Here is a 17,280-nt window from a genome sequence, read left to right on the forward strand (position 1 = left end):
CTCTAGTACTGCCATGACAGCCATACAGCCTTTATTTACCGAATTAGAATCTATGCCTAAAGCATCGGCAGATGCCCCAATTGGTATTTTTGATTCAGGTATTGGAGGTATGTCAGTTGCAGCAGAAATTGCCAGATATTTGCCAAACGAACATATTGTGTATTATGCCGATACAGCCTATGTTCCTTATGGCCCTCGTTCTGATGAAGAAATTAGAGAGCTTACCGCTCGCGCTGTCGACTGGTTATACCGCCAAGGTTGTAAAATTGCAGTCGTGGCATGTAATACTGCCTCAGCATTTAGTCTTGACCATTTACGTGAACATTATGGCGAGCACTTTCCCATTGTTGGTTTAGTACCGGCATTAAAACCTGCCGTATTACAAACCCGTTCTAAAGTAGTTGCAGTGTTGGCAACGCCTGCTACTTTTCGTGGGCAACTCATTAAAGATGTTGTGGAAAAATTTGCTGTTCCAGCGGGTGTTAAAGTCATGACTTTAACCAATCTGGAGCTTGTTCCTTGTGTAGAAGCAGGACAGCAAATGAGTCCTGTTTGTTTAAATGCATTAAAAGAGGTTTTACAGCCTGCAGCCGATCAAGGGGCTGACTATTTAGTACTCGGTTGTACACATTATCCGTTCTTAAATGAAGCAATTCATCATCTTTTTGATAACCAATTCACACTGGTTGATTCGGGATTAGCAGTTGCCCGACAAACAGCCCGTATTTTAATAAAAAATGAGTTATTATGTGACCAAATACGTCAGAATGTTGCACGTATTGAATGTTATGTAAGTGGTAATAATGCCGAAGCATTGCAACCTGTTTTACAGAATATGATTCCACAAGAATTGACATGGACGCTACACAATCTGAGTTGAGCTCTGTTGTAGGCATTCAGAAGAAAGCGTTTTTTTATATTTATTTTTCTTATTTGGGGCGGTTCATAATCTTGGCTTATTTGGGCCATATTAAGATTATGGGGCGATAAGGGTATTGTTATGCTCGATACACGCTATCAGATTTTTATTTCAACATCAGGTCGCGAGATGCAACCTGAACGTATGGTTCTCTCTCAAACTTTAGTCAGTATGGGTTTTTTTGCTTGGGGTTTAGAGTATAGAAGTCCTTTAACTACAACACTTGCCCGTCGGCAAATTGATGAATCGGATTATGTTGTTTTGTTGCTAGGTAGCCAGTATGGTGAACAATCTATTTCTGGTGCTAGTTACTTTGCTCTAGAGTATGAATACGCTTTAAGTCGAGCTAAACCGATTGTTGTATTTATGCATGAACAGCCGGAAAGCCGCGAGATGCATTTACAAGAGGCTCATCCACAGCTTAAAGAAAAATTTCTCGCATTTAGAAAAAAACTATTACATGAAGCTCACCACATATTTTACTTTAAAAGCCCTCGTGACTTAGAGTTAGCGGTCCGTTTAAATATGCCTCTAATAGTTGAACAGCATGTGGGGCAAGGCTGGGTACCTGCACACCAAGCACATCAATTAGAAGATGAAATTAATCGATTAAAAAGTAAAATTTCACAATTAGAGCAACAGTTAGTAGAGTCATCAACTCAAACCAATGAAGTGGCTCCACATGATGTTTTTGCGTTTGAATATCAGATTCAAGCTTTTCAAGATGGCAACTTTAGAGAGCTTAAGCGTCAGAGACAAATGACTTGGTCACAGCTCTTAAGTATATTGGCTAAACATTTTGAGACAGCCATGCCAGAAGAAAACTTTGGAACTTGTCTCAATGAATATCTCAATCATGCAGGACTAGAGGATGCCCGTCAGGAGCTGCCAAGAGCACATGCGGTGGCTGGCGCACAGATTAATCACAAGGCACTATTCCGTATTAAAAATCAGATGCAATCACAGGGTTGGATTGTTCCAACCAAGATTGATCAGCAGCATAGTTTATGGAAGGTAACGACAAAAGCGCAAAAGCTCTTGCTGAGTTATAAATGGAACCATCGGGTGACTCGATTAAAAGCTTAGAGCAATTCAATTTAGATATGACCATGAAAACTGTTACATTAGTGTCATAAGATGAACTGAAAGGCATTTGCGCATGTCGTTTGAACAAAAACCGAAAGTTACTGTCATTTTAGCGAATTTAGGCACACCGGATGAGGCAACTGTCCCAGCGGTGCGCCGTTTTTTAAAGCAGTTTTTATCTGATTCACGTGTGATTGAAATACCAAAATTCATCTGGTGGATTATCTTAAATCTGTTTGTTTTGCCTTTTCGCCCAAAAAGAGTAGCGCATGCTTATGCTTCGGTATGGTCTACCGATTCGCCCATGCGTGAAATTGTATTTGAGCAAACTCAACGTGTGCAGGCTTATTTGGAGCGTGAAAATAAACAGTTTGACTTAACTGTGTTGCCCGCCATGACTTATGGTAATCCGGGTATTGATGCAGTTTTAGAAAAGTTGGCAGCTCATCCACAAGAGCATGTCATTTTATTGCCTTTATTTCCTCAGTATTCTGCCACATCGACAGCACCGTTATACGACGCATTTGCTAAGTGGATTCCTACTCAGCGAAATTTGCCGGGTTTGACTATTATTAAAGACTACTACCAGCATCCAATGTTTATTCAAGCACTGGCAGAAAGTGTTTTAGCTTATCAAGCACAGCATGGTAAGCCTGAAAAACTATTGATGTCTTTTCATGGTATTCCGCAGCCTTATGCAGATAAAGGAGATCCTTATGCAGATCGTTGTCGTATTACTGCAAAGTTAGTCGCTGAAGCTTTGCATTTAAAAGATGATGAATGGGCTATTAGTTTCCAATCACGGTTTGGAAAACAAGAATGGGTGAAACCTTATACTGACCAGCTTTTACAAGATTGGGCGAAGCAAGGCGTTAAGTCTGTTCAGGTTTTAAGTCCCGCTTTCTCTGCTGACTGTTTAGAAACACTTGAAGAGCTCGCTATACAAAACGCTGAGTTGTTTCAAGAGGCAGGTGGCGGAAGCTACGCTTACATTCCTGCTTTAAATAGTGATCAGGCTCATATTGATTTGCTTGCAGGTTTAGTTCAGGCTAATCTTGATGCCCTTACCCATACCTTAGCCCACCGTTAATTGCGTTTTAGCCAGAGGTTCTTATGCTGCAAGTCAAAATTGTTCCAGTTACTGCTTTTGCTCAAAATTGTTCTTTAGTTTGGGACAGTGAAACAAAAGAAGCAGTTTTGATTGATGCAGGCGGTGACGCTGCTGTTTTGAAGAAAGAAGTAGAAGCTTTAGGTTTAAAAGTAAAGGCACTATGGCTCACTCATGGGCATTTAGATCACGCAGGGGCGGTGGGTGAGCTCGCACAAGAATGGAGTGTTCCTGTTGTTGGTCCGCATAAAGAAGATCAGTTCTGGCTAGATATGATTCAGGAAGTTTCAGCACGTTATGGTTTTCCAATTCCACAGCCAGTAAAAGTTGATCAATGGCTTGAAGGCGGTGAAGTGCTAAAACTCGGTGAAGATGAGTTTGAAGTGCGTTTTGCACCAGGACATACACCAGGTCACGTCATGTTCTATAATAAGAATCATGGTTTACTCTGGACTGGCGATGTCCTGTTTAAAGGCTCAATAGGAAGAACAGACTTTCCACGTGGTAACCATGAGCAACTCATTGAGTCGATTCAACGTGAATGCTTTAGCTTGCCAGATCAAACCCAGTTTATTTCGGGTCATGGTCCAATGAGTACCATTGGCTATGAAAAACAATTTAACCCTTTTGTCGCGGGTAAAGCGGGTTAATCCTCATAATCATCTTCATGCTGACTACCCTTGTCTTGCTGAGGAGCATCTTGGGTAGGCAGTCTATATTCATCGTTTGCCCAAGCGCCTAAATCAATGAGTTTACAACGTTCAGAACAAAACGGACGAAATTCATTGCCTTCCCAAACACTTGGTTCACCACAACGTGGGCAGGGGAATGTACGTGGCATAAAGCGATATCCTCAAAGTGAAGAGAAATAGATTAGGCAAAAGTCAGGTGACTTGTTAGACTTGTGCCGATTTTTATTTAGTTTGATGTGATTATGCAGATTCGTCAATTTCAAGCACAACGTATGCAAGCGCCTCGTGATTTTACCCCAATTGAAAATACTCCAATTTGTGTAGAAATTGGGGCAGGCAAAGGTAAACATGCTCTGCTATTTAGTGGGCAAAATCCTCAGCACACGTTATATGCAATTGAACGAACTAGAGAAAAATTCTTAGCCATGCAAAAGCAGCATGGTTTGGAACCAAGAGACAACTTGGTACCTGTACATGCAGATGCTTTGCCGTGGGTGGTACATGCATTACACCCTGCTCAAGTTGAACATTTTTTTATTCTATATCCCAACCCAGAACCTCATAATCCAGCACAACGCTGGTTGAACATGCCATTTTTTGAGTTTTTATTATCACGCCTGAAAACAGGTGGAACCATTACTTTAGCAAGTAATATTCCTGAATATATTGAAGAAGCTGAACAACAGTTATTAAACGTGTGGAAGCTGCCTTACCAAAAAGAAAAAATTGCGCAAACCTCTGCACGCACTCATTTTGAAATTAAATATTTAGAGCGTGGCGAGCCTTGTCAACAGCTCATTATGACCAAGCCGGAAGGTTATCAAACTCGATTTGATGAGTTTACGCCAATGCAAGGGCAAACACATGGCGAATAAGCGGATTGCCATTATTGGTGCGGGTCCGGCTGGTTTAATGGCAGCTGAGGTACTGAGTCAGTATGCTTATGAAATTGATGTGTTTGAGCAAAAACCTTCGGCTGCGCGTAAGTTTTTGATGGCAGGCAAAACGGGCTTAAATATTTCGCATGCTGAACCATTAGCCCAGTTCATTGAACGTTATGACCATGCAGAATGGCTCAAACCGTGGGTTAAAAAATGGGATGCAGTCTGGATTCAGAACTGGATGAAAAGTCTGGGAATAGACTCGTATGTAGGTAGTTCCGGTCGTATTTTCCCTGTTGAAATGAAAGCGGCTCCTTTACTTCGTGCTTGGTTAAAACGTTTAGCAGAACAGCAAGTTAAATTCTTTTATCGTCATCGTTGTATTAATTTGCAAGGTACAACAGTGACTTTAGAAAACCAAAATAATCAAAGCACTGAAACTTTTACCCAACAATACGATGCAGTCGTATTAGCATGTGGGGCGGTGTCTTGGTCTCAATTGGGTAGTGATGGTGCTTGGCAAAAATGGATGGATCAATCCAGTATCGAGCCTTTTCAAGCGAGTAACGCAGGGGTATTGCACACTTGGTCAGCTTTTATGGAAAGTTGTTTTGGGGAACCTTTAAAGCGTATCAATGCGTGGGTTGAAGCTAACCAATTTACTCATGGTGATATTGTGATTACTCACTACGGTTTAGAAAGTGGTGTCATTTATAAACTTGGACGAGCTTTAAGAGAACAACAAAAACAAGGAAAAGGCTTAAATCTATTTTTAGACTTATTGCCTGATGTAGAGCTTACACGGTTAGTTAAAAAGTTACAGGCTAGCAAAAAACAATCGCTTACTAATATCTGGCGTAAAGCAGGCTTAGACACGGCCAAAATTAACTTAATTAGAGAAGTGGTTGATAAATCGCTATGGAGCCAACCAGAGGTTATGGCTCAGCAAATTAAAGCACTTCAAATTAAGTTAGATGGTTTTAGACCGATTGAAGAAGCAATTAGTTGTGCTGGTGGTGTCAAGCAAGATGCATTAACTGAAAGCTTAGAGCTGAAACAAACCTCTGGTGTTTTTTGCTGTGGCGAAATGCTGGATTGGGATGCTCCTACAGGCGGATATTTGCTTACAGCATGTTTTGCTACGGGCCGAGCAGCTGGTGAAGGTGTGCATTCATTCTTAGAAAAATAACAGCGAATTTGGTGCTATGTTTGATATGTAAAAAGTGTTATTTTTGAGCGATCAATAATAATAGGATTTATGAGAACATGTCTCAGACATCACCAGTTTATCAAGGAAGTTGTTTATGTCAGGGTATCCGCTATGAAATTAAAGGCGGTATCGGAGATATTATTCAGTGCCACTGCCAACGCTGTCGGAAAGCCAATGGAACAGCATTTGCAACGAATGCTCCTGTCAACAGTGCAGATTTTAAAATTACACAAGGTGAAGACCTCGTCAAAAAATTTGCTGTGAACGGTGTGTACCGTTGGTTTTGTAGTGAATGTGGTTCACCGCTTATTAGCTCGCGTGATGCCCAACCAGAAATGTATCGTTTAAGAATTGGGACACTAGATACACCATTAGACCAAAAGCCGACAATGCATATTTTTGCGGCTTCAAAAGCAGAGTGGGAAAGCATTTGTGACGATTTACCGCAATACGATGAACGTCCATGATTTAAAAAAGTATGTTTTAATCAACTTTTAGATGATTTAATATACTTAAAACAGGGAGATGGCATTCCTCCCTTGAAAAACCGCCGTATTGGCTAATGATGCCTACGTTACCCTCATGTATTTATATCGCTGGGTACGTAGGTTATTGCGTACTCTGCTTATTTTTGGAGTACGCCATGTCACTTTTCCCGTCATTTTTATTTGCTCTTTTAGCATCTTACTAAAGGGGTGGTTCTATGTATTATCCTTTACTTTCAATTGCTTTAGGCTCAGTTCTAGGGGCGTGGTTGCGTTGGTTTTTAGGTTTAAAACTCAACCCGATTTATCCGCAAATTCCACTGGGTACTGTTACTGTTAATTTGGTCGGTGGCTTTATTATTGGTTTTGCGATGGCTTATTTTGCTCATAGTGATTTGAGCCCGAATTATAAGCTTTTTGTGATTACTGGTTTTTGTGGAGCTTTAACCACCTTTTCAACGTTCTCGATTGAGATTGTGACTTTATTGCAAAGTGGTAAGTGGGGAATGGCGATGTTAGCGATTTCTATTCATTTAATTGGGTCTTTAATTTTTACGTGTTTGGGGTTGGCGACTTATTATTGGGTAGCAGGCAACTGATATTCCGATGTTTAAGGAGCGATATATACTGCACGGCCTCTGTTTTACGATATTCTCCAAGACCATTTGTAGAGGCATACCTTACTTTTGAGAGATCAAAAGTAAGCAAAAATCTTTTGTTTCGCTGATGCTACATCCATGTAGCACAGCAAAACAGCGGCATCCATGCCGCTTGTCACGATAGTAAATGATGAATTAAAAACATCTGATTTATTTTGGGATTTGATACGCGTTAAAGTCATCAACAGCCTGACTGAAATCAGCTATATATTGTTTTTGCAAAATATTGGATAAGTGCAAACGGGAAACAGGTTCTGTTGATGACAAATGCCTTTGGTTACTTTGGGCAAAACCAAAGTAACAGAATTAGCTACTTTCATTTGAGAATAAACGGTAAGACTCCGTCATGTATTCACAAATACTTAATTACTTTTCAGTTAAAGCCTGACCTTCAAACTTCACACCATCCCAACCATTTTGCATAAACTGACGAATATTTTGATGATCAGTTCCCTCTGGTGTAGCCAACACAGATGCATAGTGCTCTGCAAATAAACTTAAAGTTTGTGCTTGATCTAAACCTTGTAACTTGGCAAAAGAGAAAACTTTCGCACTGCCTTGATTTTCATTTGCAGCGTTATGCTGTGCGCCATTTTGAAAAGCTGTGGGAGTATGTTGGTAACGTGCTTCAATATGAGCTAAAACATCTGAAAATTTTGCTGTGCCTGCTTGTAATTGGGCAAGTAACTCTTGTGCCATAATCTTAAACTTCCTATCAAATGGGGCTTAAGCATAGCATTGAATACACGTTTTGAAAGCTTGAGAGCTATAAAAAATGATGGGTTGTTGAAAATAATAAGAAGCGTTTTTAGCCAAATTGTGGATAAGTTTTGGTTTATACACACCTTAGAAAATCATTGAAAAAATGTACATAAAAAAAGAAGCCTAAGTGGAGGAGATGAGTCTTAGGCTTCCAATGATTTTAGTGTATTGGTCAAAACTTAACGTAAGATTAACTCTTACGATTGAAGCGAGCAAAGCGTTTGTTAAAGCTTGCAACACGACCTTCATTACTTGCTTGACGTACTTCACCTGTATAGAACGGATGTGAAGCACTTGAAATATCAAGAGTCACATAAGGATAGACTTGTCCTTGATATTCCTTAGTTTGTTTAGTTTGAATGGTACTACCAATTAAAAAGTACACGTCTGCATTGGTGTCATGAAATAACACTTGTTGATAAGCAGGATGAATATCTTTACGCATGAGAGATTGTCCTAAATTATTTTTGATTAAAGAAATGTTATAACATAACAATAAATAAGTCAATGTAACCTCCGAAAGGTTACATTGATCAGTTCATTGAATTAGTTAGAAGGCGGAACAAGTTCTTCAAATAAATCATTCAGGTTGTCATGTACTTTTAAATGAATGAGGTTCCAGTAGTGTCCTGAAATGGTTCTATTAACCATTAATGTATCTGGTGAAGGTTTAAAGACATCCCAATATTTTAAAGACTTTTTCACGAGTAACATGCCATCATGATGGGATGAATTCTCTGCAAAATCATAGGTTTTGGTAAGCGGACGCAATAACACTTCAATCCAGAGTTTATAAAGATCGCTCGGGAATTTACCTTTTTCGGTCAAAGAGTGCAGGGCAAGTAATTCGGTTTCAATAAGATCAATATCTTCATGACGAGCTGCATTCACCAGTCGTTTGAAACTGTAAACAATTTCATTGGAAAGTGTTTTAACACTGCCATAGTCATAAATAATGACACTGCCATCTTGGCGGAAGGCAAAGTTACCCGGATGTGGGTCACAGTGAAAACGTTTTAAAAAGAACATTTCCTGACCTAAAGCGCGGATTAAACGTCGGCCAATTGTATTTCGAATTTCGATAGGCCAAGAACTAGCAGTTTCAATGCTGTCACCTTGTTCAAGGCTTAAGGTTAAAATACGTCTTGAAGAGTAATCTTTATAAACAGTCGGTATGATGATTTTGTCATCTAACTTGCTATGAAAAGTTTTAAAGACTTCAAGATTTTGAGCTTCGATTTCATAGTTAAGCTCTGCTGATAGACTATCTTGAATCTCTGCAAAAAGCTGATCTTGCAGTTTTTTATCAATCTTAAGTACACCCATTAAGCGTAGTGCTAAACGTACTTGTTTTAAGTCACTTTCGCAGGCTTCATCAACACCGGGATATTGAACCTTAACCACAACTTGTTCACCATTTGGCAAAACTGCTTTGTGAACTTGTCCAATCGAGGCAGCAGCAAAAGGCTGTTCATCAAAAGATTTAAAGGCAGCGTTGAGCGGTTTTCCAAGCTCACGTTCAACTTGTTGTTGAATTGCTGCAAAAGGCATGGCTGGAGCTTGGCGTTGTAGTTTTGATATTGCTTTAGCAACTTCTGGTGGGAAGATATCTTTATACTGCGATGCAATTTGCCCAACTTTCATGACAGCACCTTTCATTTCGCCTAAGGTGTCTGCAATCTGTAGACCGATATCTTGAAACAATTTAGTTTTTGCAGCTAGTTTCTGTTCTTCATCCGCAGTCAGGTTTCGAATCGAGTTAGAAACGGTTTTTGTTGCAATGCTCGCGGTCATTCCTGCAAGTTTCATAAATCGTTTGCCAGGTGAACTTGCATTCTTTGCCATATCTTCGATACCTCGTTGACTACAACATAATATTGTCTAGTTTTGATCATAGGTGACAAAACTTAAAAAGCCTATATGAAATTGTTTATCGCATGTAAGAAAATTTTCGAAAAACAAAACGTTATTTTTAAAGTAAAAAATGTGAAAAGCTTTTCAAAATTCATTTCATAAACAAAGCTTTAATATCTATAAAGTCGCTGTTTTTTTAGTGCTAAGGTGAAGGACATGTTAAATAAGAAATAGAGACAATAAAAGTTATGACCAGTCTAAATTCGTCCTATGGGCGCTCTCAAGCGGTTCCTTTATCTGTATTCGAGCAGTCGAAAGATGCACATATTATTCGTTCTGATGAGGAGGCAATTGAGATTGCCAAGCAACTTGCTCAAGAGTTTGCACAAGAGGCATCTGAACGTGATAGAGAACGCCGTTTACCCTTAAATGAAATTCAGCAGTTCTCACAAAGCGGCCTGTGGGCCATTACAGTACCTAAGCAATTTGGTGGCGCACAAGTCAAGTATCGAACTTTAGCAGAAGTGATCAAAACAATTGCAAGTGTCGATCCTTCTCTTGCTCAGTTGCCTCAAAATCACTTGGCTTTTATTGAACATTTAAGACTAGATGCGAAACCTGAACAGCAACAGTTCTTCTTTAATTTGGTGCTAAGAGGAATTCGTTTTGGCAATGCATTTTCGGAAAAACACAGTAAGACAGTCGCGGAGCTCACAACTAAACTTGAAAAGACCGAACATGGCTATGAAATTAATGGCAAAAAATTCTTTGCAACGGGTGCTTTGCTTGCCCACTGGATTCCAATTGTTGCTGTAAATGAACAGGGGCAACCTTATGCTGCACTTGTGCCACGTGAAACATCTGGGGTCAATATTATTAATGACTGGTCTGGTTTTGGACAACGTACCACGGCTAGCGGTACGGTAGAGCTGAATCAGGTGCCAGTACGTGAAGAATATCTAGTTCCGATTTACCAAGCATTTGAACGCCCAACACCAGCAGGTGCTATTTCTCAGTTTATTCAGGCTGCAGTCGATGCAGGTATTGCGCGTGGTGCAATTGAAGAAACGATTCAATACGTCAAAAATCACAGCCGTGCATGGATTGATTCAGGTTTGGAAAAAGCCAGTGATGACCCTTACACCATTGCAAATATTGGTGACTTAAAAATCAAACTGCGTGCAGCAGAAGCGGTATTGGATTTGGCTGGAGATGCAATTGATCAGGCGATTGCTGACACCACCGAAGAACATGTAAACCAAGCGACACTATTGGTTGCCGAGGCAAAAGTACTCACTACAGAAATTGCTATTTTGGCTGCCAATAAACTTTTTGAGTTATCGGGTACGCGTTCTACTTTATCTGAACTCAACCTTGACCGTCACTGGCGCAATGCCCGTACCCATACCTTGCATGACCCTGTGCGTTGGAAATATCACATTGTCGGTAACTACTACCTCAATGGAGTTCAACCACCTCGTCATGCATGGAGTTAAATTGAAGAAAAAACAAAATTAGGAGAATAACGATGACAACAGCTCAAATTGAATTAGAAGAACTATCGGTCGGTGCGGATTATGAAAAGGTTGCAAACAGATTTCGTCCTATTTTTGAGAAAATTGCGCAAGGTGCAATTCAACGGGAAAAAGAGCGAATCTTACCTTTTGAACCGATTCAGTGGTTAAAAGAAGCTAAGTTGGGTGCTGTACGAGTACCCCGTAAATATGGTGGAGATGGGGTTTCATTACCTCAACTGTTCCAGCTTTTAGCAGAGTTAGCAGAAGCTGATTCCAATATTGTACAAGCTTTACGTGGTCATTTTGCATTTGTTGAAGACCGTTTGGTTGCTCATAAAGAGCACTCACAAGAGGTCTGGTTTCAGCGTTTTATACAAGGCGATTTAGTCGGAAATGCATGGACAGAAGTTGGAAACGTACAGATTGGTGATGTCGTTACACGTGTCACCAAAGACGCTTCGGGTAACTTGGTGGTAAATGGCGAAAAGTACTATTCAACAGGAAGTATTTTTGCTGACTGGATTGATTTATTTGCTTACGATGAGGTGAATGACCGTCATGTGATTGCTGCTATTTACCGTCATGAAACAGGTGTAAGTGTACTTGATGATTGGGATGGCTTTGGTCAAAAGACAACGGGCAGTGGTACTTTAAAAGTACATCAGGTTCATTTGCCAGCTTCAAACCTCATTCCATTTGACCAACGTTTTAAGTATCAAACCGCTTTTTATCAGGTGGTGCATCTTGCAACATTAACAGGTATTGCGCGTGCTGCAGTCGAGACGTTCAGTCAGGAAATTCGTGAACGCAAACGTATTTTTAGTCATGGTAATGGTGACTTGGTTCGTCACGACCCACAAGTTTTACAAGTGGTCGGTAAGGCCTCAGCTCAAGCTTATGCAAGTGAAGCAATCACCTTAAAAACGGCCGAGGCATTACAAAAGGCTTATGAAAGCCATTTTGCCGAGTCTGAAGTGAAAGAGCATCAGTTTAATGTAGATGCTGAGCTTGAGTCGGCACAAGGGCAGGTCGTAATTTCTAATTTAGTGCTTGATTTAACAAGTCAGTTATTTAATGCATTAGGTGCATCAGCAAGTAGCCAAACGAAACAACTTGACCGTTTCTGGCGTAATGCAAGGACTGTATCTTCACATAATCCGCTTATTTATAAAGAAAAAGTGATTGGAGATTGGGAAGTAAACCGTACGGATTTACCTTTTGTCTGGCAAATTGGAGCAAGCCCGCGGGCAAAGTCTGCATAAAATAAAAAAGCCGATATTTCATCGGCTTTTTTATTAGGTTTGACTTAGGCGCTTTGTATTTAGGTAGAGCCGTGAGAGCAGTAAAACACAGGCAATACTTAAACCAATAATTAAACCAAGCCATACGCCAGCTACGCCCCAATGGGTATAACGTGCCAAATAAAGCCCGATTGGGAAAGCGATCACCCAATAAGCCATTAGGGTAATCCACATTGGTGCTTGTGTGTCTTGCATGCCTCTTAAACAGCCGGCAGCGCTGACTTGTAGAGCATCCATCAACTGATACCCCATTGCGAACCAGAGCAAATACATGGCAACAGGTACAACGTCTATATCTTGAGTGTAAACCGAGACAATTTGTTCACGGCCTAGAGCAATAAAAGACATGGTCAATAGAGCAAAAAATACTGCTGTGCTTAGACCAATCTTTTGTACTTGGTACATGGAAGCCCAGTTCTTTTCACCATAATACGTCCCCACGCGAATGGTTAAGGCAATTGCAAGTGATAGCGGAATCATAAACAACACAGAAGTAACTGAAATAGCCACTTGGTGTGCAGCAATAAACACTTCACCTAATGGGCTAAGGACTAATGCACCTGTACTAAAAATACTTACTTCAAAGAACACTGCTAAACCAATTGGCAAGCCAAGCTTTAAAATTCTTTTAACCCAAGTCAGATTAATTTTGTCAAATCTACTAAAAATAGAGGTATTTCGATAAGCAGAAGCTTTATAAATATAGCCTGCTAAAGTGATCAGCATCAGCCATTGTAAAATGGAGGTCGCAAAGCCACAGCCTGCACTACCTAAGGCTGGAATTGGTCCTAAGCCATGCATAAAAATCATGTTAAGTGGGATTAAAACCACTAAGGCCAATAAGCTAATCGCGGTTACAGGACGTGGGTGGCCTAAAGCTTCTGAATAGCCACGTAGCGCTGCGTACATAGTTACGGCAGGCATACCTAAACCAATAGCATGCAAGAATAAACTTGCTTTAGGTCGTAAACTTTCTGGAACACCGAATACGTGTAAGAAAAAAGGCATAAGCTGCAAAATGAGCATAGCCATTACACCTAAAATGATGGCAACCCATAATGACTGACGAACAATCACAGGAATTTGTTCTGTATTTCTAGCGCCTTTTGCCTCTGCAACTAACGGCGTAGTGGCAATCATGATTCCACTAAACAGAAGCATAATCGGAACCCATAAACCTACACCTACCGCAATAGCGGCTAAGTCTGCGGCAGATAAATGCCCAGCCATAATGGTATCAATTAACCCGAACCCTGCTTGAGCAAACTGCGTAATTAAAATAGGTAACATTAAATGGAAGAGTTGTTTTAATTCAGCCCGAAACGACGTGACATTCGACACAAAAGGTACTCTTTATAAATATAAAAATGAAACTAGCGCTGCAAGGTGAGTAACACACCAACAAAGATGACCACTCCACCAAGAAACCGTTGCCATGTAACAGGTGTCTTTTCGGTGCCTAACCAGCCAAAATGATCAAGTAACATAGAAATGACCAATTGTCCAAAAACGACTAACCCTGTAAAGGTTAAAAAACCAAGCTTAGGTGCAGTATAAATGCTCATGCTAATTGCATAAACCCCAAGAAATCCTCCGGTCCAAAGAAGCCAAGGAATATTAGATATTTCACTTAAAGAGGGTTTTTCAGCACTTTGGAAGAACACCATAATGGCCAAGACAATTGTGCCTATGAAAAATGATAACAATGCCGCTTGTAATGGTGAGTGTAATTGCTCACGAAGCTGAGCATTGATTGCAGTCTGAAAAGCCATGGCAACACCGATTCCCATAGCTAAGGGTAAGATCAGGAAAAGTTGACTAGAGAATTTCATCATTTTTATCAATATTTAAGTATGTTTAAAAACAGTCTAAAGCAATTAAGGTATGTTTTCATAAGCCCATTGATGCAGTCATGTTAAAATAGAAATATTGTGTAAATTGGACCTTGTTCCTTGGCTGTATTAAACCCTGCTTCTGTTCCGTTATCTTTATATATCCACATGCCTTGGTGCGTGCGTAAATGTCCATATTGTGACTTTAACTCGCATGCGGTGCCTGATGGTGCGCTTTCTTCAGAACTCGAGCAAATCTATTTAAAAGCCTTAGTGGCCGACTTTGAAACTCAAGTTGAGATGGCACAAGGGCGTTCAATTCACAGTGTATTTATTGGTGGGGGAACGCCTTCACTTATTTCTGCTAAAGGTTATGCATGGCTGTTTGAGCAGCTTAAGTCATTACTTAACTTTGAAGATGACTGTGAAATTACTTTAGAAGCTAATCCGGGAACACTAGAACATGACCCGTTTGCAGGCTATTTAGAGGCGGGTATTAACCGGTTGTCGATTGGTGTACAGACTTTTAATACCGATCACTTGCAAAAGCTTGGACGTATTCATTCAGCAAATAATGCTATGGATGCAATAGAGCAAGCACGACAAGCAGGCTTTAAGCGAGTTAATATCGATTTAATGCATGGTCTGCCTGAACAAACACTCGAACAAGCACTTTATGATTTAAAGATGGCTGTAGAGCATGGTGCTACACATATCAGTTGGTATCAACTTACTATTGAGCCAAATACCGTATTTTTCCGAACACAGCCTGTTTTACCTCAAGATGAAGTGTTAGAAGATATTCAAGAGCAAGGCGAAGCATATCTAAAAGCAAATGGCTTTATCAATTATGAAGTGTCAGCTTGGCGTAAAGAGCAGCCTTCAGCTCATAATTTAAATTATTGGGAGTTTGGTGATTACCTTGCAATTGGTGCAGGTGCACATGGCAAAGTAACACAGTCAGATGGCGTCTATCGTTTCCAAAAGACTCGTTTGCCGAAAGACTATTTAGCTAAAGTTCCAGCAGAACATTTACAAATGAAAAAGATTGAAGCAGATGAACTACCTTTTGAGTTTATGATGAATGCTTTACGCTTAAATGATGGGGTAAAAGCCGATTTATATAAACAGCGTACAGGCTTAAGTTTAGATGATTTAAATGATGTGCTTACTTCATTACGGGCAAGGAAACTTCTGGCAGAGGACAGCACTCGTTTGGCCTGTACAGAGCAAGGGCATATTTTCTTAAATTCGGTACTCGAAGAGTTTTTATAATTAAATAGTCCTAAAGAAAAAGCCGCACGATGAGATGCGGCTTTTTTAATTTTAGCGGGTAGTATAACCGCCATTTGCGAAAATCGTCTGGCCCGTAATCCACCAACCATCAGTGACTAAAAAGCGAACGAGAGGCTCAATATCTTCAATTTTAGTAAGTCCACCTAAAGCTGAAGCTGATTTATGATAAGCGACTGCTTCAGCAGACTCTTGGCCATAAAAGAAGGGTGTGTCCATTGGACCTGGTGCAACAGCAGTTACAGAAATCTGGCGGTCACCAAATTCTTTCGATGCAGCGCGGGTGTAATGCTCAACAGGTGCTTTTAAACCTTCATAGGTTGAATAGAGTCCAGTATAGGCTGCAAGAAGAGAAGTCACGATGAGCCTGTAAATTATTTTGTGTAAGTTCCATTTTTTATAAATGATCTTTTAATCGATCATCGAACTGAATCGTAAACCAATTCATTGCTAAACGCCAATTTTGAATTGGCATCGTCCATTTCTTCGCAGCATTTGATGTTGCTAAGTAAATGACCTTCTTTACTGAGTCATCAGATGAAAAGATTTTCCTTTTCTTCGTTGAATGGCGTATTACGCTATTCAACGACTCAATCGCATTTGTTGTATAAATTGCATGACGTATTTCGGCTGGATAGCTAAAGATCGTTCGGATATTTTCCCAATTGGCCCGCCAGGATTCTCCAATTTTGGGATACTGGTGATTCCATTGATCACAGAAGATGTCTAGGGATTTTAAAGCATTTTCCTCTGTACTTGCCTGATAAATCGCTTTCAGACCCGACGTAACAGCTTTGTAGTCTTTCCAGCTTACAAATCTCAGGCTATTGCGTACAACATGCACGATACACAGTTGAATATCAGTATGAGGGTAAACAGAGGCTATCGCGTCAGGGAAGCCTTTTAATCCATCTACACAGGCAACAAGAATGTCCTGTACTCCTCGATTTTTTAGCTCTGTCATGACTGACAGCCAGAATTTGGCACCTTCTGTCTGAGCAATCCACATACCCAGTAATTCTTTTTGCCCATCCATATTGATGCCTAAAGCAAGGTATACGGACTTGTTAATCACATTGGAGTGCTGACGGACTTTGACAACAATACAGTCAAGATAGACAACAGGATAAAGGCTATCTAAGGCTCTATTTTGCCACTCAGTCACTTGCTCAATCACAGCATCGGTAACTTTGCTGATGAGAGATGCTGACACATCGGCATCGTACATTTCTTTGAAGAAGGCTACAATTTCCCTATTAGTCATTCCTTTTGCATACAGTGAGAGGATTTGGTCATCCATACTGGTGATGCGTGTTTGGTGCTTTTTTATAATTTGTGGCTCAAATGAACCTTCTCGATCACGGGGAATATCTAAAGCCAGTTGTCCATCTTGAGTTGTAATGGTTTTAGAACTAAACCCATTACGGCTATTTGAGCCTTTCTTGGGCTGATGCTTTTCATAACCGAGATGGTCTGAAAGTTCAGTATTGAGTGCAGTTTCAATCATGAATTTTTTAAAGACTGCTGTCATTTGGTTTAAGTCTTCTGGTGTTTTTAGACCTTTAGCCAATTCGGCAGCCATACTTTTGATTGTTGCTTCATCCATGTGAAGTACCTTTTGTAATTATCCTCTGAAGGATAAATGAAAATTAAGTACTTACACAAAATTTAGAACAGTCCC

General features: G+C 40.2%; 19 protein-coding genes, 1 pseudogene and 1 riboswitch. Of the genes and pseudogenes, 12 read left to right on the plus strand and 8 right to left on the minus strand.

Annotated features, from left to right (window positions below; all coding sequences use genetic code 11):
* Positions 1–13: 13 nt before the first annotated feature.
* From murI to MKL35_RS00715, 4 genes are all read left to right on the plus strand, one after another.
* Entirely contained in the window at positions 14–880 is an 867-nt protein-coding gene (gene murI / locus MKL35_RS00700; RefSeq protein WP_000125351.1) for a glutamate racemase, read from the plus strand.
* 120 nt (positions 881–1,000) lie between these two features.
* The gene (locus tag MKL35_RS00705; RefSeq protein WP_006582254.1) at positions 1,001–2,005 is read left to right on the plus strand and encodes a DUF4062 domain-containing protein; all 1,005 of its coding nucleotides are present in this window, start codon (positions 1,001–1,003) and stop codon (positions 2,003–2,005) included.
* Positions 2,006–2,078: 73 nt separating this feature from the next.
* Positions 2,079–3,095 carry a ferrochelatase gene (gene hemH, locus MKL35_RS00710; protein WP_004883476.1) on the plus strand — a complete coding sequence of 339 codons (1,017 nt, stop codon included), beginning with the start codon at positions 2,079–2,081 and terminating at the stop codon, positions 3,093–3,095.
* Positions 3,096–3,118: 23 nt separating this feature from the next.
* Positions 3,119–3,763, plus strand: a complete 645-nt coding sequence (locus MKL35_RS00715) for an MBL fold metallo-hydrolase (protein ID WP_006580499.1) — start codon at positions 3,119–3,121, stop codon at positions 3,761–3,763.
* Here MKL35_RS00715 and MKL35_RS00720 read toward each other — a convergent pair.
* A complete protein-coding gene (locus tag MKL35_RS00720; protein ID WP_001138289.1) occupies positions 3,760–3,954 on the minus strand; it encodes a DNA gyrase inhibitor YacG in 195 nt (64 codons plus the stop codon). The genes MKL35_RS00715 and MKL35_RS00720 overlap by 4 nt on opposite strands.
* An 87-nt stretch (positions 3,955–4,041) precedes the next feature.
* On the opposite strand from MKL35_RS00720, the gene MKL35_RS00725 reads away from it, so the two are divergent.
* The 5 genes from MKL35_RS00725 to MKL35_RS00745 all read left to right on the plus strand — a co-directional run bounded on the left by MKL35_RS00725 (position 4,042) and on the right by MKL35_RS00745 (position 7,274).
* Positions 4,042–4,680, plus strand: coding sequence for an SAM-dependent methyltransferase (locus tag MKL35_RS00725; RefSeq protein ID WP_079377046.1), 639 nt, complete (start codon positions 4,042–4,044; stop codon positions 4,678–4,680).
* Entirely contained in the window at positions 4,670–5,875 is a 1,206-nt protein-coding gene (locus MKL35_RS00730) for a TIGR03862 family flavoprotein (RefSeq protein ID WP_032009914.1), read from the plus strand. Before MKL35_RS00725 ends, MKL35_RS00730 begins: the two co-directional genes overlap by 11 nt.
* A gap of 77 nt (positions 5,876–5,952) precedes the next feature.
* Positions 5,953–6,363 (plus strand): GFA family protein, encoded by a 411-nt coding sequence (locus MKL35_RS00735; RefSeq protein WP_017393979.1) that lies wholly within the window; start codon positions 5,953–5,955, stop codon positions 6,361–6,363.
* Between the two features lie 45 nt (positions 6,364–6,408).
* Positions 6,409–6,475: riboswitch (Fluoride riboswitch) on the plus strand.
* 124 nt (positions 6,476–6,599) lie between these two features.
* Positions 6,600–6,980, plus strand: a complete 381-nt coding sequence (crcB, locus tag MKL35_RS00740) for a fluoride efflux transporter CrcB (protein ID WP_000291735.1) — start codon at positions 6,600–6,602, stop codon at positions 6,978–6,980.
* A gap of 165 nt (positions 6,981–7,145) precedes the next feature.
* Positions 7,146–7,274: a hypothetical protein gene (locus tag MKL35_RS00745; protein ID WP_002053279.1), complete on the plus strand. Its 129-nt coding sequence runs from the start codon at positions 7,146–7,148 to the stop codon at positions 7,272–7,274.
* Between the two features lie 132 nt (positions 7,275–7,406).
* Here the strand turns inward: MKL35_RS00745 and MKL35_RS00750 are convergent, their stop codons facing one another.
* From MKL35_RS00750 to MKL35_RS00760, 3 genes are all read right to left on the minus strand, one after another.
* On the minus strand, positions 7,407–7,739 hold the full coding sequence (locus MKL35_RS00750; RefSeq protein WP_002044903.1) for a HopJ type III effector protein: 333 nt from the start codon (positions 7,737–7,739) through the stop codon (positions 7,407–7,409).
* A 253-nt stretch (positions 7,740–7,992) separates the two neighbouring features.
* A complete protein-coding gene (locus MKL35_RS00755) occupies positions 7,993–8,247 on the minus strand; it encodes a type B 50S ribosomal protein L31 (protein ID WP_001224256.1) in 255 nt (84 codons plus the stop codon).
* Between the two features lie 101 nt (positions 8,248–8,348).
* On the minus strand, positions 8,349–9,647 hold the full coding sequence (locus tag MKL35_RS00760; RefSeq protein ID WP_004710757.1) for an ABC1 kinase family protein: 1,299 nt from the start codon (positions 9,645–9,647) through the stop codon (positions 8,349–8,351).
* 257 nt (positions 9,648–9,904) lie between these two features.
* Between MKL35_RS00760 and MKL35_RS00765 the strand changes: the two genes are divergently transcribed.
* The gene (locus tag MKL35_RS00765) at positions 9,905–11,152 is read left to right on the plus strand and encodes an SfnB family sulfur acquisition oxidoreductase (protein WP_032009912.1); all 1,248 of its coding nucleotides are present in this window, start codon (positions 9,905–9,907) and stop codon (positions 11,150–11,152) included.
* A 32-nt stretch (positions 11,153–11,184) separates the two neighbouring features.
* The gene (locus MKL35_RS00770; RefSeq protein ID WP_004710753.1) at positions 11,185–12,435 is read left to right on the plus strand and encodes an acyl-CoA dehydrogenase family protein; all 1,251 of its coding nucleotides are present in this window, start codon (positions 11,185–11,187) and stop codon (positions 12,433–12,435) included.
* 33 nt (positions 12,436–12,468) lie between these two features.
* On the opposite strand, the gene abeM is transcribed toward MKL35_RS00770, so the two are convergent.
* Complete coding sequence (abeM, locus tag MKL35_RS00775) at positions 12,469–13,815, minus strand: multidrug efflux MATE transporter AbeM (RefSeq protein WP_004710751.1); 1,347 nt, start codon at positions 13,813–13,815, stop codon at positions 12,469–12,471.
* 32 nt (positions 13,816–13,847) lie between these two features.
* Positions 13,848–14,309 carry a DMT family transporter gene (locus tag MKL35_RS00780; protein ID WP_001984522.1) on the minus strand — a complete coding sequence of 154 codons (462 nt, stop codon included), beginning with the start codon at positions 14,307–14,309 and terminating at the stop codon, positions 13,848–13,850.
* Positions 14,310–14,426: 117 nt separating this feature from the next.
* Here MKL35_RS00780 and hemW point away from each other — a divergent pair, with 117 nt between their 5' ends.
* Positions 14,427–15,581, plus strand: coding sequence for a radical SAM family heme chaperone HemW (gene hemW / locus MKL35_RS00785; RefSeq protein WP_032009911.1), 1,155 nt, complete (start codon positions 14,427–14,429; stop codon positions 15,579–15,581).
* 51 nt (positions 15,582–15,632) lie between these two features.
* Here the strand turns inward: hemW and MKL35_RS00790 are convergent.
* Positions 15,633–15,962, minus strand: a pseudogene (locus tag MKL35_RS00790) (SDR family oxidoreductase); the annotation flags it as partial.
* A 34-nt stretch (positions 15,963–15,996) separates the two neighbouring features.
* Complete coding sequence (locus tag MKL35_RS00795; protein WP_000343018.1) at positions 15,997–17,205, minus strand: IS256-like element ISAba26 family transposase; 1,209 nt, start codon at positions 17,203–17,205, stop codon at positions 15,997–15,999.
* Positions 17,206–17,280: the final 75 nt, after the last annotated feature.

The organism is Acinetobacter sp. AOR41_HL (assembly GCF_027854645.1).
GTDB lineage: Bacteria > Pseudomonadota > Gammaproteobacteria > Pseudomonadales > Moraxellaceae > Acinetobacter > Acinetobacter nosocomialis.